The sequence below is a fragment of the Morganella morganii genome (assembly GCF_041099235.1).
GTDB lineage: Bacteria > Pseudomonadota > Gammaproteobacteria > Enterobacterales > Enterobacteriaceae > Morganella > Morganella morganii_E.
In genome coordinates this window covers 196,226-223,161 of record NZ_JBFZSO010000002.1, presented here as the reverse complement: position 1 = coordinate 223,161, position 26,936 = coordinate 196,226, and the positions used below count along the sequence as shown (strand labels likewise).

At 47.5% G+C, this 26,936-nt stretch carries 25 protein-coding genes; 5 read left to right on the top strand and 20 right to left on the bottom strand.

The features are described 5' to 3' along the window. Positions 1–12: 12 nt before the first annotated feature. The 3 genes from AB7038_RS04380 to AB7038_RS04370 form a co-directional block, all read right to left on the bottom strand. Entirely contained in the window at positions 13–3,048 is a 3,036-nt protein-coding gene (locus AB7038_RS04380; protein WP_036424026.1) for an autotransporter family protein, read from the bottom strand. Between the two features lie 87 nt (positions 3,049–3,135). Further along, a complete protein-coding gene (locus AB7038_RS04375; protein ID WP_036424029.1) occupies positions 3,136–3,651 on the bottom strand; it encodes a toxin-activating lysine-acyltransferase in 516 nt (171 codons plus the stop codon). Positions 3,652–4,235: 584 nt separating this feature from the next. Continuing rightward, positions 4,236–5,335 (bottom strand): IS3 family transposase gene (locus tag AB7038_RS04370; protein ID WP_155251731.1). Its coding sequence is split into 2 segments (ribosomal slippage): positions 4,236–5,083 and positions 5,083–5,335, totalling 1,101 coding nucleotides; the frame shifts between segments, so codons are not numbered across the junction. A gap of 450 nt (positions 5,336–5,785) precedes the next feature. On the opposite strand from AB7038_RS04370, the gene AB7038_RS04365 reads away from it, so the two are divergent. Beyond that, positions 5,786–6,031 (top strand): DUF2543 family protein, encoded by a 246-nt coding sequence (locus AB7038_RS04365; RefSeq protein ID WP_004241511.1) that lies wholly within the window; start codon positions 5,786–5,788, stop codon positions 6,029–6,031. Positions 6,032–6,105: 74 nt separating this feature from the next. Here the strand turns inward: AB7038_RS04365 and AB7038_RS04360 are convergent, their stop codons facing one another. After that, complete coding sequence (locus tag AB7038_RS04360; protein ID WP_369452831.1) at positions 6,106–8,685, bottom strand: autotransporter outer membrane beta-barrel domain-containing protein; 2,580 nt, start codon at positions 8,683–8,685, stop codon at positions 6,106–6,108. Positions 8,686–9,745: 1,060 nt separating this feature from the next. Here AB7038_RS04360 and AB7038_RS04355 point away from each other — a divergent pair. Both AB7038_RS04355 and AB7038_RS04350 read left to right on the top strand, forming a co-directional pair. Then, positions 9,746–10,084, top strand: a complete 339-nt coding sequence (locus tag AB7038_RS04355) for a helix-turn-helix domain-containing protein (RefSeq protein WP_004234954.1) — start codon at positions 9,746–9,748, stop codon at positions 10,082–10,084. A gap of 182 nt (positions 10,085–10,266) precedes the next feature. After that, the gene (locus AB7038_RS04350) at positions 10,267–11,199 is read left to right on the top strand and encodes a VWA domain-containing protein (protein ID WP_369452830.1); all 933 of its coding nucleotides are present in this window, start codon (positions 10,267–10,269) and stop codon (positions 11,197–11,199) included. Positions 11,200–11,255: 56 nt separating this feature from the next. On the opposite strand, the gene nikE is transcribed toward AB7038_RS04350, so the two are convergent. The 5 genes from nikE to nikA are packed head-to-tail and all read right to left on the bottom strand — an operon-like array spanning position 11,256 to position 16,239. Continuing rightward, a complete protein-coding gene (gene nikE / locus AB7038_RS04345; RefSeq protein WP_368898945.1) occupies positions 11,256–12,065 on the bottom strand; it encodes a nickel import ATP-binding protein NikE in 810 nt (269 codons plus the stop codon). Beyond that, the gene (gene nikD, locus AB7038_RS04340) at positions 12,062–12,856 is read right to left on the bottom strand and encodes a nickel import ATP-binding protein NikD (RefSeq protein ID WP_369452829.1); all 795 of its coding nucleotides are present in this window, start codon (positions 12,854–12,856) and stop codon (positions 12,062–12,064) included. The genes nikE and nikD overlap by 4 nt, the downstream gene beginning before the upstream one ends. Further along, entirely contained in the window at positions 12,847–13,701 is an 855-nt protein-coding gene (nikC, locus tag AB7038_RS04335; RefSeq protein ID WP_214178347.1) for a nickel ABC transporter permease subunit NikC, read from the bottom strand. Before nikC ends, nikD begins: the two co-directional genes overlap by 10 nt. A 5-nt stretch (positions 13,702–13,706) precedes the next feature. After that, on the bottom strand, positions 13,707–14,651 hold the full coding sequence (gene nikB, locus AB7038_RS04330) for a nickel ABC transporter permease subunit NikB (protein ID WP_072869082.1): 945 nt from the start codon (positions 14,649–14,651) through the stop codon (positions 13,707–13,709). Positions 14,652–14,664: 13 nt separating this feature from the next. Beyond that, on the bottom strand, positions 14,665–16,239 hold the full coding sequence (gene nikA / locus AB7038_RS04325; protein ID WP_369452828.1) for a nickel ABC transporter substrate-binding protein: 1,575 nt from the start codon (positions 16,237–16,239) through the stop codon (positions 14,665–14,667). Between the two features lie 387 nt (positions 16,240–16,626). Between nikA and AB7038_RS04320 the strand changes: the two genes are divergently transcribed. Beyond that, complete coding sequence (locus AB7038_RS04320; protein ID WP_004234936.1) at positions 16,627–16,962, top strand: zinc ribbon domain-containing protein YjdM; 336 nt, start codon at positions 16,627–16,629, stop codon at positions 16,960–16,962. Between the two features lie 97 nt (positions 16,963–17,059). Here AB7038_RS04320 and AB7038_RS04315 read toward each other — a convergent pair whose 3' ends face one another. Beyond that, positions 17,060–17,389 carry a helix-turn-helix domain-containing protein gene (locus AB7038_RS04315; RefSeq protein ID WP_368889902.1) on the bottom strand — a complete coding sequence of 110 codons (330 nt, stop codon included), beginning with the start codon at positions 17,387–17,389 and terminating at the stop codon, positions 17,060–17,062. Between the two features lie 370 nt (positions 17,390–17,759). Between AB7038_RS04315 and AB7038_RS04310 the strand changes: the two genes are divergently transcribed. Next, positions 17,760–18,311 carry a tyrosine-type DNA invertase gene (locus AB7038_RS04310; RefSeq protein WP_349419048.1) on the top strand — a complete coding sequence of 184 codons (552 nt, stop codon included), beginning with the start codon at positions 17,760–17,762 and terminating at the stop codon, positions 18,309–18,311. On the opposite strand, the gene AB7038_RS04305 is transcribed toward AB7038_RS04310, so the two are convergent. The 10 genes from AB7038_RS04305 to AB7038_RS04260 form a co-directional block, all read right to left on the bottom strand. Next, positions 18,312–19,262: a fimbrial protein gene (locus AB7038_RS04305; protein WP_369452827.1), complete on the bottom strand. Its 951-nt coding sequence runs from the start codon at positions 19,260–19,262 to the stop codon at positions 18,312–18,314. It lies immediately after the preceding gene. A gap of 9 nt (positions 19,263–19,271) precedes the next feature. Further along, positions 19,272–19,775 (bottom strand): fimbrial protein, encoded by a 504-nt coding sequence (locus tag AB7038_RS04300; RefSeq protein WP_369452826.1) that lies wholly within the window; start codon positions 19,773–19,775, stop codon positions 19,272–19,274. Positions 19,776–19,791: 16 nt separating this feature from the next. Beyond that, positions 19,792–20,361 carry a fimbrial protein gene (locus tag AB7038_RS04295; RefSeq protein WP_369452825.1) on the bottom strand — a complete coding sequence of 190 codons (570 nt, stop codon included), beginning with the start codon at positions 20,359–20,361 and terminating at the stop codon, positions 19,792–19,794. Between the two features lie 32 nt (positions 20,362–20,393). Then, positions 20,394–20,918: a fimbrial protein gene (locus AB7038_RS04290; RefSeq protein ID WP_369452824.1), complete on the bottom strand. Its 525-nt coding sequence runs from the start codon at positions 20,916–20,918 to the stop codon at positions 20,394–20,396. Between the two features lie 29 nt (positions 20,919–20,947). Next, positions 20,948–21,706 (bottom strand): fimbria/pilus periplasmic chaperone, encoded by a 759-nt coding sequence (locus AB7038_RS04285; protein ID WP_368889897.1) that lies wholly within the window; start codon positions 21,704–21,706, stop codon positions 20,948–20,950. After that, complete coding sequence (locus tag AB7038_RS04280; protein ID WP_369452823.1) at positions 21,703–24,309, bottom strand: outer membrane usher protein; 2,607 nt, start codon at positions 24,307–24,309, stop codon at positions 21,703–21,705. The genes AB7038_RS04285 and AB7038_RS04280 overlap by 4 nt, the downstream gene beginning before the upstream one ends. Then, entirely contained in the window at positions 24,309–24,824 is a 516-nt protein-coding gene (locus tag AB7038_RS04275) for a fimbrial protein (protein WP_349419041.1), read from the bottom strand. The genes AB7038_RS04280 and AB7038_RS04275 overlap by 1 nt, the downstream gene beginning before the upstream one ends. A gap of 61 nt (positions 24,825–24,885) precedes the next feature. Beyond that, on the bottom strand, positions 24,886–25,425 hold the full coding sequence (locus tag AB7038_RS04270) for a fimbrial protein (protein ID WP_368889895.1): 540 nt from the start codon (positions 25,423–25,425) through the stop codon (positions 24,886–24,888). A gap of 565 nt (positions 25,426–25,990) precedes the next feature. Next, positions 25,991–26,551, bottom strand: a complete 561-nt coding sequence (locus AB7038_RS04265) for a tyrosine-type DNA invertase (protein ID WP_368889894.1) — start codon at positions 26,549–26,551, stop codon at positions 25,991–25,993. After that, on the bottom strand, positions 26,532–26,891 hold the full coding sequence (locus AB7038_RS04260; RefSeq protein ID WP_004234910.1) for a helix-turn-helix domain-containing protein: 360 nt from the start codon (positions 26,889–26,891) through the stop codon (positions 26,532–26,534). Before AB7038_RS04260 ends, AB7038_RS04265 begins: the two co-directional genes overlap by 20 nt. Positions 26,892–26,936: the final 45 nt, after the last annotated feature.

The window sequence follows — 26,936 nt, the reverse complement described above, 5'->3', positions numbered from 1 at the left end:
TATTTCTCTGCCTTACCAACTATAGCGAAGTCCAATATGACCACTAATATTTTCGCGAGCTGTATCGTTACCTCGGAACACCTGGGTGCTACTACCGAATGAATGCGCGTAACGCATGTCACCAAATAAATAGGTAGCTTTACCTAATGGTAACTGTGCTCCTGCACCTAATTCTCCCCAGGTTCGTTTGTAGGTCTCTCGCAAATCATCCCGTCCTATTTTGGCTTTTGATTCATTACCTGAGAGGTCATGTAGTATATTAGCTGTCACATAGAAGGTATTCGTCCGTTCTTGATCATTATTTTGGTTATATGCCAAGCGAGCCCCGATTCGTCCACGCATAGTTCCACCACTCTGTCCATCGACCATACGAACATCGTCGTTAAAATCATTTAAGTAAACGTATTGATAAGATATCTGAGCTTGTGGTTCAATTTGCCAGTGACTATCTCCCAACTGCCATGGGCGTCCAATCTCTGCAGAAGCGCCTACTCCGTAGCCATTCTGACTGGTCTGTCCACTAGCACTCTCGTAATTGTTATGAATGCCTGAGATATTGCCTACAAGATCAAGGTATGTACCGTTGGCCTGGTACCATGTACTATAAGTTCCCAGTGAGTACATATCACTAGTACCGCTACCTACCTGTTTTTGATTGGTTACGACCCCATCCTGTGCCCGATACTTATCATAAAAATCATGTTTACCATGACTATAGCTGAACATTATTCCCAAATGCTGATGGTTACTATCTTCATCAGTATTAACTCTAAGATCTGTCCCAAATTGAAAAAAGCCTCTCTTGGTAGTATACCCAAATCGGTTATTACCTTGTTCTTTGAGGTCAGAATAACTCATTCGACCCCAAATCGGATAAGGACGCTCACTATCCACCACTTTTTGTCGGTATTGACCGCAGCGTTGCCCACAGTCATCCCAGACCCATGTCTGGCGTTCTCCAATACGTTCATGTAGCTTACCCAATTGATCCAGCCCCATTTCACGGTTTATGCGAGACATTTGTACATAGCCAGATGTGCCTAGAGTATAGATAGGAGTAGGATTCGGATTTGGGTCTGGATTCGGATTCGGACTCGGAGGCATAGCAGCCAATGTCCAGTAATAATTACTTTCTCCATTATCAGAATTCCGTTGGACTAATTGAGCCTGACCAGCATTAGTAGTTTCTGCTACCCCAGAAAAAGTTTTTGGTTTCTGCTGATCATCACCCCGTACTGACACTACAGGTGTTTGCCATTGTCCATTTTTTGGTAAATCGCCTTGCGTTACATCCCCGATAATTCCCTCAGGAACAGATACAACAGTCATACCACTTGAGGTACCAGTAATAATTAAGTGATCAGTCTGCTGAAGATCAGGATTATCCCAACGGGAATCTATCAGTAAACGAGCATTATCACCAGTGTAATTACCCAAGATTGTTAATTCATCACCAATAATACCATTACTCATGTTAATAGTAGAAAATGATGAATGAATATCACCTTTCATAGTGAATTCCGATGTATTTAATAAATCAAAAGCATTAACAATAGCACCATTTTGCATCGACAAAGTACTAAAAGAAGTAGTTGTATCCGTATCTCGTTTTTGTAGATTCCATGTAAAACCATCAGTCAGGTTCATATCAAGCCGAGAACCATTTATTGTCGTCATTCCTCGCATAGAGCCTTGCCCAGAAAATAAAGCATGCGTGTCACCTTCGATTTTAATATTTTCTCCAGCTCCAATTTCCATTAACCAACCATTCTCGGATGCTACAATATCAGTTTCATCACCCACAACACTAAATGTAAAGTTCTTTTGATTATCATAAATCTTTATAAGAGAAGCAGTACTAGTGATTGACTCCAGTTTCGCATCTTTCAAATAGACAGCATTATCAGAACTTTGATGATTTGCTGGTTCTTGCCAATCACTTCCACCTACAATAATTGCACTCTTATTTGCTTTAATTTGTATCTTACTGTTGGCGTAATCAGCTTTTAGTAACGAACCACTGCCATATAATTTAATAGCATCACCAACAGCAGCGGAGGAGTCAATATTCATAGACCCTTCCGAATAAACAGCCCCTTTACCAGTACCGACAGCTCGACTCTTACCTATTTTTATCGCACTACTTTGATTATCAAAATTATTAATCTGGTTTAGTATAATATTACTGTCACCTTTAAGCACTACCTGAGAAACGGCTTCATTCCCACTATTGTCCTCCGCCGAACCAGATACATAGATTCCTTCCATACGCTCGCCCGTCAGATTCATATTAAGTGTACCATTAATAATAATCTTTCCTGCACTACCATTGGTATCATCAGTTGCTCCCTGAATACTACGAAGGCCTGCATTCAGAGTAGGTCCTACTTTTCCTTTTTCAGCTGATTGATTAATAGTTAAATTATTGACTTTAATAGATGAATATTTACCATTATTACTTGTATCTTTCTCACCAGAATTTATCGATGAACCAGCTAATAGTCCATAAACTTCCTTACTATTCTTCTGTACATGAGCCTTAAGAGTAACATCGTTGGCTGTAATATTATTCAGTGTGTTTGTATCTAAACCAACTGAATTACCATTGGAATTATATTCAATATCAACATTATTAAGATTCAAATTTTTATTTGAACGATACTGATTAGCTATTGCAGCAAATTGTCCTTTCTCATTCAATGCTCTAACTTTTAAATCACCATTCACATTGGTATCTGAGTTGCTAAGGTTTCTATTCATAATAAAGAAACCAGTATTGTCGAGATTGATGATGCCATTTATACTATCAAACTTTGGGTTATTATCTGGATTAATAGTACAAGCAGCTAAATTAGTAGGAATATAGCTACCATTTGTACTAGAACTACATTCTTGAGCATAGGATTTATTACCAACAGCAAAAAGAGAAATAATTATTGCAGATGTTAAAACCTTAAGATTGTAGGGGTGACAGATATGGGTTATTTTATAATGCTCACTATTATTGTAGGATACAAAGCTTCGTATATTACTGGATGATTTTATCATGATTAATTTCTCTTATTCTTTCCAAATCATTTAATTGCCCATAAAAAATTACAGGGGTATCGATTACAAATAGACTTGTATCAAAAATTAAATTTTATTCACACTCAACCCCTTAAATTTCTTTACTATATTTCTTTTTTTGTGATGATGCCAAATTACATATACTATTTCCTCAGAAAAAATAACTTCTTTAGCTATTCTTTTGATGAGAAGATTATTTTTAGCTACTGATTTATTATAATTTGTAGATTCAGGAACAAACCAAGATAATACCCATGTTTTTTTACTTTCTGATTTTTCTATTTTTCCTACTGCTTCTATATAGGTCATCCTATTATTTATATAATCATTTGACTCATTATCATTCATGTAAGCCCAGTTAATATAACCAATAGGCTTATTATCTATCACAACAAGTGCAAAATTATTTGACCTAATAATAGCAAGTAGACTTTCACTAGCAACATCTATAGCTGTTAATTTATATTTAGAATGTTTATTCCAAAGCCATACCATGGCACCGAAAACTTCAGCTTCACTCCAAGAATTCTCAGGGAATAAAGATGGAGCAATAAGCCTTAAATTCTTTATATCTTTTAACATAAAATGCCTCTATATAAATATAACTCTGCGAAACCTTATATATATATCTTTTGTAATTTTTATAATTAAATAGTATTTACGTATACTTAAACTTACGATAGCTAAGTTTATAAAAAATAAGTTTAAAAACAACCAACCTAATATTGCTCTTTAATTTTAATTAAATAAACTAATATAGTCCATATAGATTAAGTATAAAAATATAATACCATATACGCATTGCTCTATATTAGTGAATATATTTTATTCCGTCAATCAATTAAATATCATTACAACCAATTGATTTAAAATAAAAAAATACTTCTATCTAAAAAAAAGATATAAAAAAACATAATGAATTTATATATAGCTTTAAATGCCTCATTACTCACAATTTGATGGATATAATCAGCAAAAATATCTTATTACTAACTTACAAGTATCTAGAATAGTTCTGATTAGAATGGCTTCTCTGTCCACTTCCCTTAAAATGGAACAACTATAATTAGATTTTCTGCCCTGATGATCTCCTCCCAAAATCAGCGCCAGGTTAAATCAGAGATCCGGACCTTTTGATCTCCTCCCAAAATCAGCGCCAGGTTAAATCAGAGATCCGGACCTTTTTGCAGACTTCGGATGAATTCCTCCGGAGTCTGGTTATTTAACGAGGAATGGGGTCTTTGCCGGTTATATTCCTGCCGCCAGCACTCGATCTTTTCCTGCGCATCTTCCAGCGACAAGAACCAGTGAACGTTCAGACACTCGTCACGGAAGCTACCATTAAAGGATTCGATTAACGCATTGTCCGTCGGCTTTCCGGGCCGGGAGAAGTCCATCGTTACCCCGTTTTCATATGCCCATTTATCCAGCGCCTTTGAGATAAATTCGCTGCCGTTGTCGGTCTGAAACCGTTCGGGAACGCGATGCTGTAACTGCTTCAGACGCGCCATTACCGCAACCACATCGTCACCCCGCAGACCCTGTCCAACTTCTATCGCCAGACATTCCCGACTAAAATTATCGACTACAGTCAGCGCCCGGATCCGGCGCCCGTTGAACAGATTATCAGCAACGAAATCCATACTCCAGCACTGATCGGCTGCCGTCACTGCCGGACGCTCCTGTCTGTGCCTGGCTGTGACATGTCGGCGGGGCCGCTTTGTCCGCAGATTCAGCCCTTCCTGACAATAAATACGGTGGGTTTTCTTATGGTTAATCAGCCAGCCTTCCCGGCGCAGCAGGATGTGTATACGCTGCACACCGTAACGGACGCGGGTTTCCGCTATTTCCCTTATCCGCTGCGTGACTGCACGGTCGTCACGCCGGCTTCGATAGTGGTAGACCGTGCGGCTCTGCATCATCAGACGGCAACCACGCCGCAGCCCGATACGGTAGGCCTCCAGCAGCCAGGTTACCGCTTCCCGCTTCTGGGCCGGTCTCAGAACTTTTTTTTGATGACCTCCTGCAGCATCTCTTTGTCCAGACTCAGATCTGCCACCAGGCGCTTCAGACGCTGATTTTCTTCCTCAAGCTGTTTCAGGCGGCGAAGTTCCGTCACACCCATACCACCGAATTTTTTCTTCCAATTGTAAAAAGTGGCTTCAGAAATACCCATCTTTCTGCACACTTCCTCTACCCGGGTACCGGTTTCAGCCTGTTTCAGGGCAAATGCGATCTGTTCTTCGGTATAACGTGTCTTTTTCATGTCAGATGACCTCTTTTTTTCAGGAGAAGAAAGGCCGGAAACTCTACTTTACACCGGTACTGAAGAAAGGGAAGAGATCATGTAAAAACAGGTTTCCTGTCCTCGCCGGATGCAACCACAATCAACCCTGTGCCCTTCCGGCGCAACAGGTGATTTCATTTCTCTGCTTTGCCGCATACCGGTCGGTTAATACAGTTACATTTGTATTAGTGATATCATTTTTAAGGAGCGATTTTCCGGTTTTTTATCTTTCCTCTCATTTATTCCTTTTTTAAATCACAACTTTCAAGAAAAGAAACCTGATCCTGTATACGTATTGGTCGCCGTCGGTTTCCGGAAAGAGCGTATTATTTAACGATGGAGCGCCGGGTAAGGTGCGAAAACGAAGCCGGATCGGCTACAATGGTGTGATACACACCACTGACACCGGCATTAACCCCGGAGGGATTTATGGAAAATATAGTACCGGATAAATACTACGATATCGCTGATGAGTACGCGCTGGAATCGGAAGAGCCGGTTGAAGAGCAGGAATATGACGGACTGGCACACTATTTTCAGTTACTGATCACCTGCCTGACAAACAATGAAGAGATCAGTGAGGAAGCTCAGAAAAAGATGGCGGCTGAAGCCGGTATCGATAAACAGCGTATCGATGATATTGCTGAATTTCTGAACCGCTGGGGTAATGATTAAGTCACTATCAGCGCCGGACACAAAAAAGCCGGGATAACAGTATTCCTGTTATCCCGGCAGGATGTTACTGACAGTTAAAAGCGGTATTTCAGACCTAACATACCCTGTGTATCCGAGTAGTGATCACTGCCGGCCTGCTGCGCCACGTTAAACCAGATATCTGCATTGCGGGTCAGTTGTCCTTCAACCCCAACCTTGATTTCACCGATATTACGGGTGCCGGACTGACTGACGTACTCATTGTCCATAGAAACACCCGCCATCTTACTGTTATTCAGCCAGTTAATTTCAGCAAATGGCTGGAAGTGGCGATCATTGTCTTTATCCTGCAACGCCTGTCCCAGTCCGTACACTCTTACCCCGAGACGGGTCTGAATATTCCCTTCACCGGTCGCCGATACGCGGGTACCGCCCCGCTCTGTGTGGGTATCCATTTTCACACCCATATAGGTCACCTGTGCTTTCGGCTGAATATACCAGCGGTTAATGCTGCCTTCACTGCCCTGTGTTTCATTGATAAGAACGCTGTACCCGGCTTCGGCAGAAAGTGTGATACCGTCAGAATCGTATTTCTCTTCTGCTAATCCCCGTCTTTCAACCCGGTTTTTAAACCAGTTGTACTGCACCCAGCTGTCAGCATACAGTCCGGTTTTATCCGCCTCATTAGCGTAGTAAGTGCCGTATATCCCGACGCTGTACCCGTCAGCATGAGAGGTTGATTCCGTGCTTTTTACACTGTTTGCGGTTTTACCGCTGATACGGCCATATCCCGCCATCAGCCCGATATGATAACGGTTAAGATCATTATCAGACCACTGTGCAATATCGCCGCCCAATTGTGCCACATATCGGTTTGTCCCGGTTCTTAACTGACCATTACCGCTTTTCACCACTGAGTGCCCGGCCACATTCCGCAGCCACAGACTGGTGACTTTACGCTCACCGGTCAGCACATCGGTATATTGGGTTTCACCGAGGCGATCATGCAGACGCACATTAAACAGGGTATTCGCCATCTGCAGGTTACTGATATATCCCCCTGCTTCCGGGCGGATAGCCGGATTTACCGGCGGTTTTATAATTGGTTTTTCCGGTTCAGGATCGGGATCAGGCTTTGGTTCCGGCTCTGGTTCTGGTTCTGGTTCCGGCTCCGGCTCAGGATCCGGTTTTGACGGAGTATATTCTGATGTCAGATACCAGTTTTTTTCATTACCGTTTTTACCGCGTCCCAGAGAATAATCATATGCACCCGCAACAATCGGCCCGCTCTGAGTGAATATACCGTCAGAAATACCGTCAACGGTGATAACTTCAATACCGTTGAGTATGGTCAGCCCGCCCTGCCCGCCGATATTCACAAAACTGACCGTCGTGGTTCCGGCAGAATTACCTTTGATCAGTAACTTATCTGTCGGTGAATTATCATCATTCAATACAGTATTGAGGATTAAGTGCCCGCCGTTACCGGTGTAATCACCAGCCACGGTCAGTGTTTTCGGTACAAAGGCGTCCGGATTGGTCAGATCGTCCGGAGAGTTATAACGGAGTGTCGCACCGGTCAGTGTCAGGTTTGACAGCACAGAATCAGCGGTCATATTCCAGATGCTGTTTGCACCGGCAATATCCAGATTAATGGTGCCGTTTGTGGTCGTATTTGGTACGCCCGCCGCGTTATATTCGAGTGAATTGGTACTGCCGGTAAACCGGCTGTTATCCGCCATCTGCAGATCAATAATCCCTTTTGTCTCTGCTTTCATATCACCGTCAACGGTGAATACACTGCGGATACTGTCACCGGACAGGCGATCAGAAGAGGATATCTGTGAATCCGCTCCTTTGGCATACAAGGCAAATTTCCGGCCGTCACTGACCACATTAATGGTGGTATCACCGCCGAGATACACCTGACTGCCCGCAGTGACTGTTGCACCACCGACCTTTTTCGATCCGGCTTCGGCATAAACACCGTGTGCCGTCGTACCTTCGGCGCGGATATTCGTTGAGCCAAGTTCGATAATACCGCCTTTGTTGGCATAAACCGCATGCGCTGAGCCGCCGTTTGCCACAATGGTACTGTTGTCGCCAATCACCACACGGGCATCCCCGGTTGCCGCAGAGTTGGTATTCCCGGCATAAACCGCATAACCGGTACCGAATTCACTTCCCAGAAACTCCAGGTTACTGCCGGCTTCGTGCGAAATAATGACGGCATTTTTCCCGAGAGTGATCAGGTTTTCATTTGTGCCGGTGGTTGATGAGTTAGCACGTACCCCCATCCCGTATGCATCAATATAAGCATCGTCACCCACGGTAATCACAGTGCCGTTACTTTCCTTGCCGACGTTCAGACCATCTGCGGAAGAACCGGTGGTTTTAATGGTTAACTTATCAATATTAATTTTACTGGCACCGTTTTTTGTCACGATACCATCAGATTTGGCGCCGCTGGTTTCAATATTCAGCTCATTGAAATTATAGGTGCTGCTGTTCCCGTAGACCGCCCAACCCTGAAGTGGTGACGTTGAGGCCCCCGTAGTCGTATTGATGGTCACGCTCGCATAATCGGATAATGCCGTTCCGCCATGCTCACCGGAATTGTAGTAATAAATGGTTGAGGTGCAGGTCAGGTGTTTTTTTCCGTCGCCGTCTGTCACCGATGTGCAGGGATCCGCTATGCCGGGAAGTGAATATAATCCCGACCCCAGTATAATAGATACCGGCAATGCGAATCTTTTTACAGATTTATATTTTTTCATAAGGGAAAGCCTCCCGGCGTAAAAATAAAAGCAGGATACAAATGTAAAAATTAATTAAATAAAATTCCCCGGGCTTTATTAATATATAAAGTCAGCAGAACAATATTATTATAAGAAATAAATCAGGTTATATTTACGTTACACATTACGTGTGTTTATCTATTATTACAACCACGATGATAGGTAAGATATTTTTATGATATTGATGTTAACAAATTGTTTTGATTATTTTTAACTGATATTTCAATGAATTAATATGAAAGATGTAAGTAAACATTACTTAGTAACAAAATCCACGGAATGTTTATTCTTTATTTATCTATAATTGGATTAACAATAGCATAAAATACTGTTTTGTGGCAATTTACATAAAATTTAATGCATTGAAATTAAAACAAACAGAACTTTGTTACAGATGTTTGTTTTCGCAACATATTTGGGTTAAAAATTTAACAATTAAGTAATGCCGCTGCCATCACACTCTCCAAATGATAAAAACAATATAAATAGCTGTAAAACAGGCAATAATTAAATATTATCTTATTATGATGATGGCAGAATATACTGAAAAACGTCCATTATCACAGACAAAATAACGCATTTTCTGATCACAATTTGCTTAACATGTCTTGTCAGACAATGTCACGAAGAGATCGAATAAAAAATTTCAACAAAAAATTCATGTAAAACATGAGATATTCTTTATATTTTGCGCTGCATCAAATAAAAGCGATTAAATTACATACCAGGTTTGTAAATTTATGAAAATAATAAAACATACCAATATTATATTTGCATCAAAAAATAACATGTGTTATTTAATTTTAATCATTAGATACACAATTCTTTTTTTCGAAAAAACACCAGACATGTTAATAAGACCAAAAAACACAACCGGTAATTATTTACCGGGAATAACAACCATTCCTGTTATGACAGATTTAATCTACGGAGATAAATGGTGCAGAAATATCAATGCATAGATTCAGATTTACTCAATAAAAATATCGGGGAGGTGCTGTACAGATTTCGTAAGCTGAAAAAAATAAGCGGTGAGAAGTTAGGCTTTACACTTGAAATCAGTCAGCAACAGGTTTCCCGCTATGAGTTGGGTAAAGGGAATCTGACGGTCAGCCTGCTGTTCCGGATACTCACAGCACTGGATATCTCACTGATCGTTTTCCTGAACGAGCTCAGAAAACAATATGATTCCTCAGATACTGTTCATACCTTACTGGATATAGATAATTTATTGTTTTTAAATAAAAATATTAATAAACCCGATTTCTTATTGTAAAAATAACCACACCTTCCGCCCCGGCCATGCCACTGTCACCGGGGCCATGACTCCCTCTCAACAAACAGACTGATTCTGTTATTTTTTGGGAAATACATCCCTGAAAAATAAAAAGATACTGCCCCTCTGCGCAACAGATTGCACAGAAAACACACACCTGCAATAAACACAGAGGAAAAACAATGAATCAGGATCTCAACACACAGGATCTGTCTGCACCGGCAGCCGGTATTGACCCGGTTGTGCAGGTCATGGGCGGTAACAGTGATATCGCACTGGATTTGGTGGTGATTATTGATACCAGCGGCTCAATGTCAGATGAATCCGCCGATCTCAGCCGTGAAATAGACGCAGCGATAGAGAAAGCGGCTGCCCGCTGCCCGTCTCAGTTACGGGCGACTTTCCTGGGTATTCAAGGCACCTGGACCGGCACAAAGTTTGATCAATCAGTCAGTGATTATCTGATTAACAAAGGTGCCCCCGAAGGTAATTTACAGGCCAGAAAACCGTTTACCGAAGCCGATGGTCGTAATCACGCCGGGAATAAGGAAGACTTATGCCGTGCGGTTATTGATGCCAGTAAATATTTTGACTGGCGCCCCGGCGCCCGCCGTGCCATTTTTGTGCTGGGTGATGAAGGGATGGAAGGCGGCGGCGGAACACTGACCAATGCCGCTGTCGCGAAAAACAGTGAGGCGATTGGTGTCGCGCAACTTCACGGTGTCAAAGTTTATACCTATCAGGGAACCCCGGATGATCGTCCGGAAAACCTTGACCGCTTCCCGTCGATTGCGGAAAGAGACAAGGTGACAAAGGAGTATCAGCGGCTGGCAGAGCAGACCGGCGGGCGCTCTTATATCTACACCACCGGTATCGCGAACTTCCTGCTGGTATTACAGGAAATTCTCTGTGACAGTCTGACACCGCCGGTGATCCCGGATAACGGTCATTCACATGCAGATTGCCGCGATGTGTGCGAACAGCTTTCTTCAATTATTTCCACCGTCAATAAGCTCGCAGATATTATCAATAAAGCCATTGATGCCTGTTGTGACCCTGATGCTCACCATCACAAAGAGACTGCCGCCAAATGCAGTTGCTCCGGTAAAGCATAAACCGTAAATAATGAGTAAAAGCGCCCTGTTAATATCACGGCGCTTTTTTATTGTTATCAGACAGATACCGGTTTTCGCCGGTGAGAAGACGGGAATGGCGGCAACACCGCATTTTTCAGTGCCAGTGATGCCGGATGGCGCAGTTGTTCAATGCACCCATACGGTGAGGTCTCGGCAATTTTGCCCTCATCCATGACCACCACCCGCGCGGCAAACCGGCTGACCAGCCGCAAATCATGTGTGACAAACAGATACGCAATCCCCTGCGTTTTCTGTAACTGCCCGAGCAGTGTCAGCAGAGATGCCTGCAGATGTATATCCAGGTTTGATACCGCTTCATCCAGGATGATCAGACGCGGATCCGGGGCCAGCGCCCGTGCAATACAGATGCGCTGTAACTGTCCGCCGCTGACCTGTGACGGTAGTTTACCGAGTACTGACAGCGGCAGTTCCACCATGTCCAGCAGTTCGGCTATCCGGGCTTTGCGCTGTGTTTCATCCAGTGAGGTCAGCAATTTCAGCGGTTCGGCAATAATCTGCTCCGGGGTAAAACGCGGATCAACCGCCCCGGGCGGATCCTGAAAGACCATCTGGATCTCCGAACGGAACTGCTGGCGCTGTTTTTTGTCCAGTTTACGCACCGGCATCCCCCGGTAGAAAACATCCCCTTTTTCCGGATATTCCAGCCCGCAGATCTGGCGCGCCAGAGTGCTTTTTCCGCAGCCGCTGCGCCCGAGAAGCGCAACAGTTTCGCCCTCATTCAGGGTCAGGGAAATGTCATCGAGAATACAGCGCGGTTTTCCCGCCCCCATCAGTGAATGGCTTTGGTAGCTTTTGCTCAGGTGTTCAACAGAGATCAGTGTCATGCGGAAAGCTCCAGACCATACAGTGAAAGATGCGCGGAAATAAGATTGCGGGTCACCGGCGAGCGCGGCCGGGCAAAAATATCCTCCGCCGATCCGGTTTCAATAATTTTCCCGTCTGACAGCACCGCCACCTGATCGGCAAGACGCGCCACCACGCCCATATCGTGAGTGATCAGCAGAAGTCCGGTCTGCCGGTCAGTCACAACATGATCCAGCAAATCAAGGATTTTCATCTGCACCACCAGATCCAGATCAGTGGTCGGCTCATCGGCAAACAGAAATGGTGCATCACTGAGGATCGCAATCGCGATCATCATCCGCTGTAACATGCCGCCGCTCATCTCAAACGGATAGAGCTTCAGGATATGTTCACTGTCCCCGAGTTCCACTTCCGCCAGCACATCACGGATGCGTTTATCAATGTCATGCAGCGGCTGCCGGGTTGCTTTCAGGGTTTCGGTAATATGCTGATGCATGGTCCGCACCGGATTAAATGCACTGCGCGGGTTCTGCATAATCGATGCCACCTGCCTGCCGCGCAGGGCCTGCCCGGCGACCGGCTGCCCGTCCAGCAGAATAGTGCCCTGTGTTTTCTGCACGCCCGGCGGCAGTACATCCAGCAGCGCAGAGCAGGTCATGGATTTGCCGGAGCCGCTCGCACCGACCAGCGCCAGCACTTCGCCGCGCCGCAGTGAAAATGACAGATCAGAAAGCAGGAAATGGGCATGGTTATTATGCAGATACCCTGCCGACAGATGACTGACCTCCAGTACAGAATGATTTAATGACATGTCCCGGCCCTCAGTGTCGGATCCAGACGATCACGCAGTGCATCCCCGAGGATGTTAAACGCCATCACACTGAAAAATAAAATTAAACCCGGCCAGAAAATCAGCATCGGTGATGTCCGGACAAACTGGCGGGCATCACTGATCATCACGCCCCACTCTGCGGTGGGAGCCGCCACACCCAGCCCGAGGAATGACAGCCCGGAGACATGCAGCATCATATGGCCGATATCCAGAGTCGCCAGGACGATCAGCTGAGAAATGGTGGCCGGAAACAGATGCCGGAGAAAGATCCGCACATTTCCGGCTCCGCTCAGACGTGCCGCCAGCAGAAATTCCCGGTGGCGCAGCGAGAGGATGATCCCGCGGACAATCCGCGCATACCACGCCCAGTGTGACAGCGCGATCGCGATAATCACGTTTGTCAGCCCGGTACCGAGGATGCCGATTAAAAACAGTGCCAGCACCAGTGTCGGGAATGTCAGAAACACATCAGTAAACCGCATGATGATCTGATCCGTCCGCCCGCCGGTAAACCCGGCAATACCGCCGATCACCAGTCCGAGCGTCATAATAATCACCAACGTGATAGCTACAGTGCCGAGAGAAATCCGCGCCCCGGCAATCAGGCGGGAAAAAATATCACGCCCGAGATGGTCAGTACCGAGCCAGTACTGACTATCCGGTTCCTGAAGCCGGTTGGATAACTCCACCAGATCCGGATCATGCGGGGAGATCCACGGCCCGGCAATCATAGCCAGTACCAGCAGCGCCACCACAGCCAGCGCAAACCACAGCAGAAGATTCCGGCTGAGTGTCCGCCAGGCGGAAGGGGCTTTCAGTATCATATCGCTCATTCGATACCCTCCGCAGAGAGGCGGATACGGGGATCCGCAATCGCATAAATAATATCCACAATCAGGTTACAGAGGACAAAAATCACCACCATCAGCAGGGTAAAGCACTGAATTACCGGGTAGTCCCTGTTCATAATGGCAGAGACCGCATAGCGCCCCACACCCGGCCAGCTGAAAATACTCTCGATAATCAGCGCGCCGCCGAGCAGTTCCCCGATATGCATACCAATCGCGGTGATCACCGGCAGCCAGGCGTTGCGCAGAATATGCGAGCGCTCCACCGTCATTTCGGATAACCCGCGCAGCCGCGCATAACGGACATGGCGCTGCCCGGCCACCTCTAGCATGCTTGCCCGCAATAATCGTGCATTAATTGCCAGTGACATCAGCGAGATAGCAATGACCGGCATCACCAGATGTTTTGCTTCCCCTTTGCCCATCGGCGGCAGCCAGCCGAGATGAATGGAAAACAGCAGGATCAGCAGGAACCCCAGCCAGAAATTCGGCATGGAAACCCCGATAAATGCAATCACCCGCACCAGCTGATCCGGCCATTTTTCACGGTAACGTGCCGCCAGCATCCCCATCGGCACAGACAAAATAATAGTCAGCGCCAGTGCCAGCCCCGCCAGTTGCAGTGTGGCGGGCAGAAAATAGAGCAGATCCGGCAGCACCGGCTTCTGTGTGGCATAAGAGATACCAAAATCCAGATGCAGCGCGTCAGACAGCCAGTGAAAATACTGGGTCATGACCGGCTTATCGAGACCAAGAAGCTCGCGGGCGCTTTCCACTGCCTGCGGGGTCGGCGGAATTTTGGATAACCGCAGATAATCCAGCGCAGGGTCAGACGGCCCCAGGCGCAGGATCAGAAAGATAAACAGCGAGGTACCGAGCAGCATCGGGATCAGCAGCAGTACCCGCCGGAAAATAAATCGCATCATAATCGCAGACCTGTTACTTCGCAGCCGGTGTCAGCTGATCAAACGGGATCTCATTCGACATCGCGCTGAACGGCACATCGCCGATTTCCGGTTTTGCCACCGCGATGGCGGTAATGTAGGTCAGCGGCAGATAAACCGCTTCTTCGTGCAGACGGGTCAGGATGTCGTGATACAGCGCACGGCGCTGTTTTTCATCCGAGGTGGTCAGCACCTGTGTGATTTTGGCATCAATTTCCGCTTTATCCGCCAGTCCCTGCTGTGCCTGATAATCGGCATGGGACGGAATACGCATAGAGCTGACAAACGCATGCGGGTCAAACGGCGCTCCCCAGGTGCCGTTAAAAATCATCCCGAAACGACCATCTTTCTGGCGCGAGTAGATACTGCTTTCCTCTTCCCCGACCAGTTTCACATCAATCCCGGCACGGCGCAGATCAGCCTGAACCACCTCAGAAATCGACTTCGCCACCGCATCGGTACCGACAAAATTCAGCTCCACCACCAGCGCTTCGCCATCTTTTTCACGGATACCGTTTTCGGTTTTCGCTTTCCAGCCGGCATTTTCCAGCAGGGATTTCGCTTCCTCAACGTTATAGGCATACGGTGTTAAACCCGCGTCTGCATACGGCACATTTTCTGAAAAAAGGGTGTCAGCTTTTAATTGCGTGCCATACAGTACCTTTTCAATCATTTTATCTTTATCAACCGCATGATTAATGGCTTTGCGCACAGCTAAATCCCGGGTCGGACCGGTTTTGGTATTGATGGCCAGCACCAGTGATTCCAGTGGTGCCGAGAGTTTGGTGGTATAGCCCGGCATATTTTTAAAGCGCTGATAGGTGTCCGGATAAATAATGCCGTCCGTGCCATATAATAAATCCACCTCACCGGCTTCAAATGCCACGGCGCGGGTATTCGGATCCGGAATCACTTTAAACGTAACGGATTCATAAACCGGTTTTTTACCCCAGTATGATTCGTTACGGATAAATTCATCTTTCTCACTCAGACGGGATTCCGTTAATATCCACGGGCCGGTACCGATCGGTTTAATAATACCGTCTTTGGTGCCGCCGTCTTTAAACTGTGACGGCGCAATAAAGCGGAACGGACGCGGTAACGCCAGCTCCTGTAAAATAGGATAATAAGCATCTTTCAGGGTGATTTTTAACTGATTCGGTGCGATATCCTCAACTGCCGTAATCTGATTGGCCAGTTCAAGCCAGGCGTGGCGCTCGCGGTTTGCCAGAATGGCATCAAAGTTTGCTTTGGCCGCAGCGGCATCAAATATCTCGCCATTGGAGAATTTCACATCATCACGCAGAGTGAAAATATAGGTTTTGCCGTCATCCGATACCGTCCATGATTCCGCCAGCCACGGCTTTACGGTTCCGTCATTCATATAACGGACCAGCGGCTCATACACCATCGTTTGTCCGGCCATCTGATTCGGCGCATACTGATGCGGATTCAGCGGCCCCACATTTACCGGCCAGGCAAAATTTAAATGCGGATCGGCAAAGGCGCTATTTAACGACCCGGCCACGAGCGCCGCAGACAATAATAAAGAACGGATAACGTTACGCATATTTCACTCCTGATGAGCCACAGACAAATAAATAAAAAAGTCAGAAACCGGTTATTAAAATAATGCAGTTTCAATATATAAGAGTCCGCGGCGTAATTATGTACTCCCCCTGAGTACTTATTCCGAAAAAAAAGATAAACTCCGGTGATTATCAGCACTGGCGGATTTTTCAGGAAACCGGAGGCTGTTATTGCGTTATTTACCTGTGTATTGTCCGGGGCCGGAAAAGGCGATAACCACACTCTTTATCCGGTAAAAGCTGCAAAAAGGTGCCAATCCCGCTATACTGGCGGCCGCACTGAAGACAGTGCACATAACCACGGGCAAATATCACCCCATCGTGTGACAATTTGCTGCTCCCCATTGTGAAAATCTGAGAGTCTCATTATGTCATTACCTTCATGTCCGAAATGTAATTCTGAATACACCTATGAAGACGGTGCAATGTATGTGTGCCCTGAATGTGCCCACGAGTGGAATGATGCTGAACCGGCAGCAGAAAGTGACGAGCTGATTGTCAAAGACGCCAACGGTAATTTACTGGCAGACGGCGATGCCGTGACAGTCATTAAAGACCTGAAAGTCAAAGGCAGCTCATCCATGCTGAAAATCGGCACAAAAGTCAAAGGCATCCGTTTAGTGGAAGGTGACCACAATATCGATTGTAAAATCGACGGCTTTGGTCAGATGAAACTGAAATCTGAGTTTGTGAAAAAGAGCTGATTGTCTGACATAAGATTGCTGACAAAATCCCGGCCTGTTTTCTCCCGGACTTTGCCAACAATCTGAGGCTCCGCACTACCGGCGGAGCCGCTTTCTCTCAGCAGAGATATTCTGTTTTTAATACCACCGATGCTGCCGTATAAATATCCGACTGAATGCTGAGACTTTCTTCATATAAAGAGTTGTCCTGACACCCGGCAAAAAACCAGCCGACCGGTGTCTGTAAAATATCTGCCGCCCTGACCAGCATCCCCACATTAATCCGGCTTTGTCCCCGTTCATAACGGGATAATTGCTGCTGACTGATTCCCAGGTAAGCTGCGAGCTGCTGCCCGGAATACCCCAGCGCTTTTCGTCTGCAAAAAATCCGGTCACCGACAGCGCGGTTTACCCGTACCATGTCCCGGCAGGATTGAATCTCTGTCATATTAATTACCTTCAGAAATAAAATCATCCGGAAATATATTCCGGAAACCAATAAGAACAAAAAAGTATTTATTGTTTAAATAAAATCAAATTTATTTCATTAACAAAAATAAAAAATAACACTGATTAACAATAAATACTCCACAGATAAATGAAACATAAAAAATACATAAAATTGAATATATAACGATGATATAAAAAATAAGTAACACGCTCGGTTTATTATCTTCAGATAAATCAACAATACATGATCAATTTTACTTTTTTACAGCATTATCATTATGATGATGAAAAATAGGTCATCCGTTTATTCTGTGATAACGTCGAAAAAAGAACCAAACCTGACTATAATTACCAGACTGAATATTCCCATGAAAGAACGAAAACACCTGAGTGAACAGGAGGTTCATTCCTTAATATCATCATTACCTGACTCAATTAACCATCTCCGCAATCAATGTCTGATTGCGGTTTGTTTCAGTCACGGATTACGCGCCAGTGAACTGACCGGATTAATGCTCAGTGATATTAATATCAATGAAAAAACCATTCATATTACCCGGCTGAAAAACGGATTAAGTACCAATCAGCCATTACAGTCACTGGAATATGAATTACTGACACAGTGGCTGGAACAGCGGAATACATCTGAACATTATGCCGAACCCTGGCTTTTTCTTTCCCGCAAAGGCGGCCGTTTATCCCGCCAGCAGATATTCCGGATTATCCGCGACAGCGGATTGTCCGCCGATCTGAATATTGCGGCACACCCTCATATGCTGCGCCATGCCTGCGGTTATGCATTAGCGGACAGAGGAACAGATACCCGGTTAATTCAGGATTATCTCGGCCACCGCAATATTCAGCACACCGTGTTATATACCGCCAGTAATGTGGCGCGCTTCCGCAGTATCAAACTGTGATTACTGCTCGGTGAAAACCAGTACCGCACTGGCGGTGAAATCCCCGGTTTTCAGATCCGCGGCGGCCATTGCCGGGTCGCGTACCGCCTCAAACCCCAGCGTCAGAGTATGAATACCGGGCTGATAACTGATCGGAAACGTTTGTCCGGGCTGAATGGCTTTTCCGTTATATAACACAGCAACACCCAATCCGGTGGTGCTGGTGCTGATCACCTGTTCATTGCTGACGGAGATCGGGGTGAATTCCAGTTTCATATTGGCGTTATAGACAATATTACCGTCACATTTAATGGCGATATCTTTTGTCACCGGGGTTGTTGTCCCGGATTTAACGGCAATATCCGTGCGTTCTAATTTTCCCAGCTGAACATCCAGGTCTGCACCGCTGTTCAGGGTGCATTTTGGTGGTTCGACGGGTAATTTATAAGCATCCCCGCAGAATTTCCCCCGGTTATCCGGGCCATATCCCATATTGCCCCGGTATTCATAGCCTGTTTCAGTATCTTCTATTGTGAAACAGTAACTACCGGCAGAAGGTGATTTTTTGGTCTGATCATGATAAAAGATTCTTTGCTCATCAAACGATTTGGATTGCTCCAGCCAGACTCTGTCCCCAACCAGTATGATGGAACCTTTCGCCTTACTGCAGGTATCCATCGTATCCGGATAGGTACACCAGTAAACTTTAGTGATGTAGTAACCGCTTTTCGGCACATACGCTTTACTATCCCCGGTATTTCCCCCCTGTGCCATCAAAAAACTAACCGTCTGGCCATTACCGTAATAAGCCCCGGTATCTGGTTTCCAGTCACAGTACAGGCTGTACTGAATAGTGTTCTTCCCACCGGAAACACAGATTCCGCTCGCGCCCACCCAACCAATCGCATTGGCGCCCTGCGATACCATCAGCAGAAAAAACAGCGCTGCCCCGCGTATCATTAATTTATTCATGGTTTACTCCTACAGATACTCCGCCACCAGCGTACCGGTGGCCCGGAACGGGGATTGTGTTAAATCCGCGCCCGGTACTTTCACCAGCTGAGCTTCCAGCTTTGGCTGCTGTGTAATATCAGCAATTGTGAAAAATTTATTTAATTCAAGCGGCTGCCCGTCTTTCAGGATTTTCACCAGCAAACCACTGACATCACTTTCAATCGCCGACGGATCAGACACGGACGGGCGGGATGTCATAAAGATCATCCGTAAGGTATTGGCCGGATTAATACCGGGACAGTCCAGTGTGTAACTGAGCGGCAGGCTGTAGACTTCCGTGTCCAGCTTATTGATACCGACGTTTTTAAAATCAGCGGTAATCATCCGGTCATTATTGACACGGCAAATCGTCATTGCCCTTAATGTGCCGCCGAAACGGATCACTGACTGATCCCCGATCTGTGCCGCCTGCGCTGAAAGCGCGGTAAATAACAACAGCGGGGATAAGATAAAGGGTAGTATTTTGATCATTTCTCCATTCCCCCTGCTAATTAAAGCTCATAATTAATGTGGCATGAGAATAAAACGACTGGCCGTTCATCCAGACAGTATCATCCGGATGCAACTGAATCAGTTCGGTTTCAAGCACAGGTAAGTGCTGAATATCTATCACAAAATCTGTATTCACATCCTGCGGCTTGCCGTTGACCAGCAAGCGGATACCCAGATTCGGTGTTCTGTCATTGCCGATATTCACCGGCAGTAACTGAGAATGACCGTCAGTAACCGGCGCGCCGTTTTTTGACTCCAGCCGGAAATGGGTATTCCCTGCCGTATCGCCGCTGCATGTCATTTCACTGCTGAGCGGCTGTTTGTAACTGCCGCTCAGATTATTCACTCCGGAAACAGAGGAGTAACGGATATCACCGAATTCAATCACCTGCGGTGATGAGTTTTTAAACGTGCACCGCCCGGTGGCGATGACTGAACCGGAAATATTGATTTTCATCCGGCTCTCATCACCGGCTTTACGCGGTGCGGAAAGTGCGGACGGACTCACTGCGGCTGATAACAGCCCGGCCAGTAATAACGCGTGCGCACATCTCGGGAATGTCATAATACAGTCCTGTCTGTGATCTGCCGGGCAGACTACGGATATGAAATTTCAAATGTGGCTGTCGCTGACAGCACACCTGTCGTCAGGGTTTTGTCCTTCACCGCATCCGGCTCTGCCTGTACATAGCCCTGAAAATTCAGTGTGGTTGTGCCGTTACTCAGGGCATATACCGGGCTGGTTTTATTCAGCGGCAGTGGTTTGCCCTCCGGCGTTTCAATGCCGATCGCCAATCCCGGTAATGTGCCGTTATCCGGCAACAGTAAACCCGGTAACGCGCTGCTTTCCGCACCACGAAAGGTCACAAACGCCTCTTTGCCAATCCCGGTATCACAATTAATCAGTTCAATCGTGAACGGCTCCGGCGGTGTCCGGTCTGCGGTATAAAAATAGTTTTTGACTATTGTGCCGAACGGCAGCGAGATATTTTCACTCGCCTGCGATAAGGTGCACGGTTCAAACACCAGTTGTCCTTTTACTTCAACGTCCGCACTGTATGCCGCTGAACACATCAGCAAACCGGAACACAGCACAGTCATATACGAAACGGATATTTTCACGTTTTCTGCTCCTGGTCTGCGGCTGCACATCAGCCCGGTTTGACTTCACTCACCCGGCAGGTATTGCTCTGACAGGCAAAAATCATCTTCGGACGACCACCGTAATCATTGATGTAACCCAGTACCGGCGTACTCCCCAGTGACGCAGCACTGCCGCCGAGCACTTCACTGCTGTTTGGTGCAATCATTAATGCATTGAAACCGGTGATATCTTTTCCTTTATAAGCTGCCGATGCCGAGGAGATCGTGACGTAATACGGTGTCGGATTATTCACCGTGTAAGAATTTCCCTGACGTGTCAGCGTGATATTCTCCTGCCACGGTTTTGCATTCTGCGCCACCACTAAGCCCGCCGGACGATAAAACAGTTTGATACGGGTCTGTAAGGCAATCTGCAATGTGTTGGCTTTATCCGTTTTCGGCGGAATTTCCCGCAGATTAAAGTAATAAAGACTCTCTTTATCCTGCGCCAGCATCTTCATTCCGGCTGTCGGCTGAATTTTTACCTGGCTTTTCTCACCGGCTTCCACCCGCTGGATTGGCGGCAGTGCCACCAGCGGATCTTTGATTTTGTTACCCTGCGCATCTTCAATCCATGCCTGCGCCAGATACGGCAATTCTTTATTCTGATTAGAAATCTCAACACTTTCAGCACGTTCACTACCGTTTAAAATGACACGGGTTCTGTCCAGTGCGATTGCCGCATTCCCCGCCGGGGCCGCCAGAATGGCAGCCAGTGTCAGAGCCGGAAGGCATCGTGAAGTGAAACGATGGTATTGATTTTTCATTGCTTACTCTCTCTTCTGTTCCCCGCATCAGACTCTGTCAGCCAGCGGGGTGTTTCTTCTGTTGTCACTGATTTTTCAGGCATTTTCTTCGTCGCAGAGACACACGGCAGCAGCAGATTCCCGGCCGGAATCGTTTCCGGAAAACGGATTTCACACTGCACTTCCCCGCCCCACGATACCTGCATTGTCTCTTCCGGATTGATACCGGAGAGCCAGACCATGCCGTCTTCACTGACCATCCCGGTCTGGATATTCTCCCTGTTCTGAACCACTGCACCGAACGGCGGAACATCATCGTCAGCCAGACTGAGTACCGCCATCGCTTTCTGTCCGGAGACAATACCGAAGCGGCGGTATCCGATAGCCCCTTCCGTCAGCGTGCCCTGCACCACGGAACGGGTCGCTTCGGCGTTTTCACCCAGCTGATTCAGATCCACATTCACACTGCTGCGGTAATAGTTACTGATATCGCTGACAACCGCTTTACCGAAGATATTGGTGGTGGTTTCTCCGCCGCCGCCACGGACAGGAACATCCGCCACACCGCCGGTATCCACCAGCATCCGTGTTCCGCCCATCACACCGCTGCGGTGCAGTGCCGCGCCTTCTGTTGTGGCGGTAAATCCGCCGCGTACCGAAAGCCCGGCTGCACTGTAACGCTCACCTTCAAATCCGGCGGTGGCGGTGACTTCCGCTTTGTCCCCGCGATAGTCCAGATAACCGTTACCGATAGTGCGGTGATCACTGCTCATCCCTGCGGTGATACGGTAATTTGTCCGATCGTTAATACGATCACTGTAATCCACCGAGTGACTGTTTTGTCCTTTACTGAACTGTCCGCTGTAGCCCATGCTGCCGCTTTCTCCCCACGGCACAGACAACCCGATATACATCCCGTCATCGCGTCCGTCTTCGTGGCGGTTGCGGTAAGCTGATAAGTTCAGGCTGATGTTTTTCACCTGCCCGATATCGAAATAATGGGAGGTGGAAATATTCCAGTTGTCACTTGCCGGGCGATCCCAGTAAGTCTGGTGGTTAAAATTCAGATACACATTGGTATTCAGCGAACTCAGCGTCTGGCTGAATGTCATGGTGTACATCTCTTTGCCGTTCCCCGTTACCGCTGAATTGTGATAACGGGCATTCAGATACTGCGACATCGTCATAAAATCCCGCTCTGAAAACCGGTATCCGGCAAAGGTGACCTGGCTGTTGGTGGCATCAAACCGTTTGGAATAACTCAGCCGGTAAGAGCCGCCTTTTTTGGTTTCACCGCCCGGCAGTGACGCGCGGGATTGCGTGATATCAGCAGACAATGCACCCAGCATCAGCAGATCACGGCCGATACCGGCAGAAACCGCTGTGTATTTCCCGGCAAATAAGCCGCCGCCGTAAACTGACCAGCCGTTACTGACCCCCCATGAAAACTCACTGCTGATAAACTCCGGCCCTTTGACACGGTGGTCATATTCCGAGGGCTTACCGAGCGCCACTTTGTACCGCACCAGTCCCGGCCGGGTCAGATACGGCACACTCGCCGCATCCACCTGAAAGGTCTGTACTGTGCCGTCCTGCTCCGCCACTTCCACGTCCAGTTTACCGGACAGTGCATTGCTTAAATCCCGGATCTGAAACGGCCCGGCAGCAACGGTGGTTTCATAAATCACCCGTCCCTGCTGTTTCACGGTGACCCGCGCATTGGTTTTCGCCACACCGGCGACTTCCGGTGCATAGCCGCGCAGATTCGGCGGCAGCATCATGTCATCCGTGTCCAGAGCCACACCGGTATAGCGAAAGCTATCGAACATGCCGGAGGTGAGATAATTTTCCCCCAGGGTTAATTTTGCCCGCAGCGGCGCAATGGCGCGGTACGCATAAAACCGGTTCCAGTCCCAGCTCTGATCAGACTCGTGATTGGTGCGCGAGTAGCGTCCCTGCCAGTCCGCACGCAAACGCCAGGCACCGGCATTCAGCCCGGTGGTACCGTTACCGCTGAGTTCCTGCCGGTTACTGTGTCCGGCTTCGCGTTGTTTTGTCAGTTGTCCGTTCAGGTTGTAATCGAGGATAAAACCGGCAATACCCTCATCCCAGCGTGACGGCGGATCCCAGTTCTCTGCGGTATATTCCAGATAAGCCTGCGGCAGACTGACACGCAGTGCCCCGGCGGCAAAATCCGCCCGCAGAGTCATCCCCGGCAGTGAGGCCGGATCCGCGCACTCTCCGTTGTGCCACCAGGTCAGCTGTCCTTTTGCCGGTGAGGTTAACCCCAGCTCTTCGCTCATCTCCGGGGTAATACAGGCCATACTGCCCTGCGGATCATTATCCGGGGCCAGAAAACGGATCTGCCGCTCTGCCAGCATGCTGTTATTGATTTTCAGTGCCAGGGAATAGGTTCCCGGCATCACATAACCGGCCTGAGAAAACTGTGATAAATCAATCTGTCCGCGCTCATTCAGATCCAATACCTCAGTATTGAATTCCGTCATGTCCTCCGCCTGTACCGCCGCAGAAAACAGAGAGAGCAGGATCATAAATGTCAGCGGTTTTAACCGCACCGCCGGCAGCGGTATTCTGCGGCCTGACGGAATTACATTGGCTTTCATCACAGATAATCCAGGTTAAAATTAACGGTCGACCGGTATGCCCCTGTTTTCAGAGATTTGCGATCAGCAATCAGCCGTAACCGGTAGTTCAGTGTGATATTTTTTGTCTGTGGTATATCCGGGAGCGCCACTGCTTTTCCCGGCATAATCACCGAACCATCTCCCTGACTAAGCTGAATCCCGACGCCTTCCGCCTCCCCGCTGACGGCAAACAATCCGTTGCTGTCCGCCGGGCCGGTAAAGGTTATCCGCAGATTTTTGTCATCCGCTGACAACAGGCAGTTTTCCAGGCGGACAGCAAAAGCAAAGGCTGAACTGTATCCGCGCTGATATAACCCGGTTGCGGCAACCTGTGGTATTTCAATCCGTTGATACTGATCCTGCATATTGATGGTGCAGGAAGAATCCAGTACAAATCCCTGTAACCAGACCTGCCCGCTCTGCTGTCCGCCTTCTGCCGCAGAAGCGGTCAGGCAGACTGCCAGCAGCCCGGTACCGAATATGTTTGCCTTCACTTTTGCTCTCCGCCGGATCCCCGTACCGGATCTCCGGTACGGGTAAGTACACTGACCCCGATTACTGATAGTCCATCAGGAAGTCAGCTGTTGCGGTGAAAGCACCCGGTGCAACGGTGTCAGCGGTTGTTGCACCCTGCATATACGCTTTGAAGTTCAGCGTGTTATCACCTTCGTTTAAGGTAAATGCAGATGATGCTGCCCCCGGTGCGATGACGTTACCGCCCGCATCCGTTACGACCACACCCATTGCACCGGTCGCCGGGCCGCTGACGCCAAAGGCTTTATCCAGGCCGTCTGCCGCAGCGCCGCCCGCAACACCTTTAAAGGTGACGGTTGTGGTGGTTTTGTCGGTGATATCGCAGTTGTGTAACTGGATAGTGAAATCAACCGGAGTGGATTTACCGCCCTTCGCCAGTTGCACTTTTGCCACGCTGCCCAATTCAACGGTCTGTTTCAGGCTGTTTGCATCGATGGAACAGGCTGCATCAATCACTTCACCGTTGAATTTGATTGTGCCGCCGCCCTGATTTGCTGCCTGCGCAGTCATAGCCATTGCGGAAGAAACTGCCAGTGCGAGAACCACTTTTTTCATACTCATATCAAAATTCCTGATCTACTCGTTTTTAGATAAAAATGCCGACATATGGCATATATAAGCAATAATTTGCTTTTGTACGTTTTTGATGCAGTTCCGGAACTGCCTGCAACATTTCACCGTCAGCGGATCTATGATCCGGCCGGTTATCCGGTTTATTTCGTCATCAGCGCCCGTTCCGGATGGTCACGTCTCATCCCCGTGACGCAACGAAATAAACCAAAATGTTGCGTTTTGTGTATCACGCTGAAATGTATAAATTTACCGGGTGGCAAAAATTGATTTGGCAGAGACCAAAAAGAAAGGGAGGCGAAACGGGCCGGAAAAAAGACGGGATATTGCGATTTTACGTCAGAACCGGTCAGCACGAATCGTTAAGAAGATTCCGCACAGGATAAAAAACAGGCATTTTTTGCGTGATAAACAAACCGAATGTGATTAAAAAAAAGACGATCCGGGATTTTGACGGAGTTTTGAACTTATTTTGATATATTTTAAATTTAAATATTGCCCATCAAATAAACAAGAAATAATATAGCGACACTTTGGTTTATTATGTTACATTATTCTAGTCCCATAATCCGCGGAAGCGCCCCGAATTTGCTGCGGTGTACAGTACAGTATGCTGAATGTTGCGGTGTCCGAGATAATCCTGAATCAGCCGGGTATCCGCACCTTTATCGGCCAGCGCATAACCGCAGGCGTGACGCAGCATATGCGGATGAACCGGTACCGGCAGCCCTGCCATTTCCCCCAGTGATTTTAAGATCCGGTAAATACGTGACCGCGAAAGATGTCCGCCTTTACGGGATAAAAACAGCCAGTGGTTTTCAGCAGCACGGGGATAACGGGAGCGGCAGTTAAGCCAGCGGGTAAGCAGATTTTTTTCTGTACGGCTCAGGGGATGGGTGGTAGAGAGGCCGTTTTTAAGTCGTCTTATATAGAGATTATCGGCGGCAACATCCATGTCCGATAAACTCAGTTGCCCCAGTTCACTGACGCGGAAGCCGTGGACAAAACACATCCACAGCAGGCAAGTGTTCCGCTCCGGATCACGGCCGTTTTCCGCTGCCGCCATCATTTTCTCCACCTCAGACTGCATCAGGTGTTTACGTTTGTTTTCCTTCATCCGGTTTCCTTTTGTACCGGGAGGGTGCGGACAATCCATACTCCGGAACCGATTCCGCTGTATAAATATCCGCTTTTCCCCGGAAGCACTCCCGGTATGAACGCGCTTCCGGACAGTCAGCGAAAAACCAGCTGACCGGTGTCTGTAAAACTTCCGCCGCCCTGACCAGCAGGCTGACATTAATCTGACTGCATCCCCGCTCATAACGCGAGAACTGCTGCTGGCTGATCCCGAGATGGTCGGCCAGGCGGCTGCCGGACCAGCCCAGCTCTTTCCGTTTGCGGAAGATCCGGTAGCCGACAGATTTATTAACGGTTAAATCAGTATCTTCTGTAATCATATTTCAGTCTCACTGCGGGCTCACAGTGCTGCCGGTCTCCGCAGC

Bases quoted from the DNA above. Each gene is read 5' to 3' on its own strand.
- AB7038_RS04380 (WP_036424026.1), bottom strand. From the start codon at position 3,048: ATGATAAAATCATCCAGTAATATACGAAGCTTTGTATCCTACAATAAT.
- AB7038_RS04375 (WP_036424029.1), bottom strand. From the start codon at position 3,651: ATGTTAAAAGATATAAAGAATTTAAGGCTTATTGCTCCATCTTTATTC.
- AB7038_RS04365 (WP_004241511.1), top strand. From the start codon at position 5,786: ATGGAAAATATAGTACCGGATAAATACTACGATATCGCTGATGAGTAC.
- AB7038_RS04355 (WP_004234954.1), top strand. From the start codon at position 9,746: ATGGTGCAGAAATATCAATGCATAGATTCAGATTTACTCAATAAAAAT.
- AB7038_RS04350 (WP_369452830.1), top strand. From the start codon at position 10,267: ATGAATCAGGATCTCAACACACAGGATCTGTCTGCACCGGCAGCCGGT.
- nikE (WP_368898945.1), bottom strand. From the start codon at position 12,065: ATGACACTGATCTCTGTTGAACACCTGAGCAAAAGCTACCAAAGCCAT.
- nikD (WP_369452829.1), bottom strand. From the start codon at position 12,856: ATGTCATTAAATCATTCTGTACTGGAGGTCAGTCATCTGTCGGCAGGG.
- nikC (WP_214178347.1), bottom strand. From the start codon at position 13,701: ATGATACTGAAAGCCCCTTCCGCCTGGCGGACACTCAGCCGGAATCTT.
- nikB (WP_072869082.1), bottom strand. From the start codon at position 14,651: ATGATGCGATTTATTTTCCGGCGGGTACTGCTGCTGATCCCGATGCTG.
- nikA (WP_369452828.1), bottom strand. From the start codon at position 16,239: ATGCGTAACGTTATCCGTTCTTTATTATTGTCTGCGGCGCTCGTGGCC.
- AB7038_RS04320 (WP_004234936.1), top strand. From the start codon at position 16,627: ATGTCATTACCTTCATGTCCGAAATGTAATTCTGAATACACCTATGAA.
- AB7038_RS04315 (WP_368889902.1), bottom strand. From the start codon at position 17,389: ATGACAGAGATTCAATCCTGCCGGGACATGGTACGGGTAAACCGCGCT.
- AB7038_RS04310 (WP_349419048.1), top strand. From the start codon at position 17,760: ATGAAAGAACGAAAACACCTGAGTGAACAGGAGGTTCATTCCTTAATA.
- AB7038_RS04305 (WP_369452827.1), bottom strand. From the start codon at position 19,262: ATGAATAAATTAATGATACGCGGGGCAGCGCTGTTTTTTCTGCTGATG.
- AB7038_RS04300 (WP_369452826.1), bottom strand. From the start codon at position 19,775: ATGATCAAAATACTACCCTTTATCTTATCCCCGCTGTTGTTATTTACC.
- AB7038_RS04295 (WP_369452825.1), bottom strand. From the start codon at position 20,361: ATGACATTCCCGAGATGTGCGCACGCGTTATTACTGGCCGGGCTGTTA.
- AB7038_RS04285 (WP_368889897.1), bottom strand. From the start codon at position 21,706: ATGAAAAATCAATACCATCGTTTCACTTCACGATGCCTTCCGGCTCTG.
- AB7038_RS04280 (WP_369452823.1), bottom strand. From the start codon at position 24,309: ATGAAAGCCAATGTAATTCCGTCAGGCCGCAGAATACCGCTGCCGGCG.
- AB7038_RS04270 (WP_368889895.1), bottom strand. From the start codon at position 25,425: ATGAGTATGAAAAAAGTGGTTCTCGCACTGGCAGTTTCTTCCGCAATG.
- AB7038_RS04265 (WP_368889894.1), bottom strand. From the start codon at position 26,551: ATGAAGGAAAACAAACGTAAACACCTGATGCAGTCTGAGGTGGAGAAA.
- AB7038_RS04260 (WP_004234910.1), bottom strand. From the start codon at position 26,891: ATGATTACAGAAGATACTGATTTAACCGTTAATAAATCTGTCGGCTAC.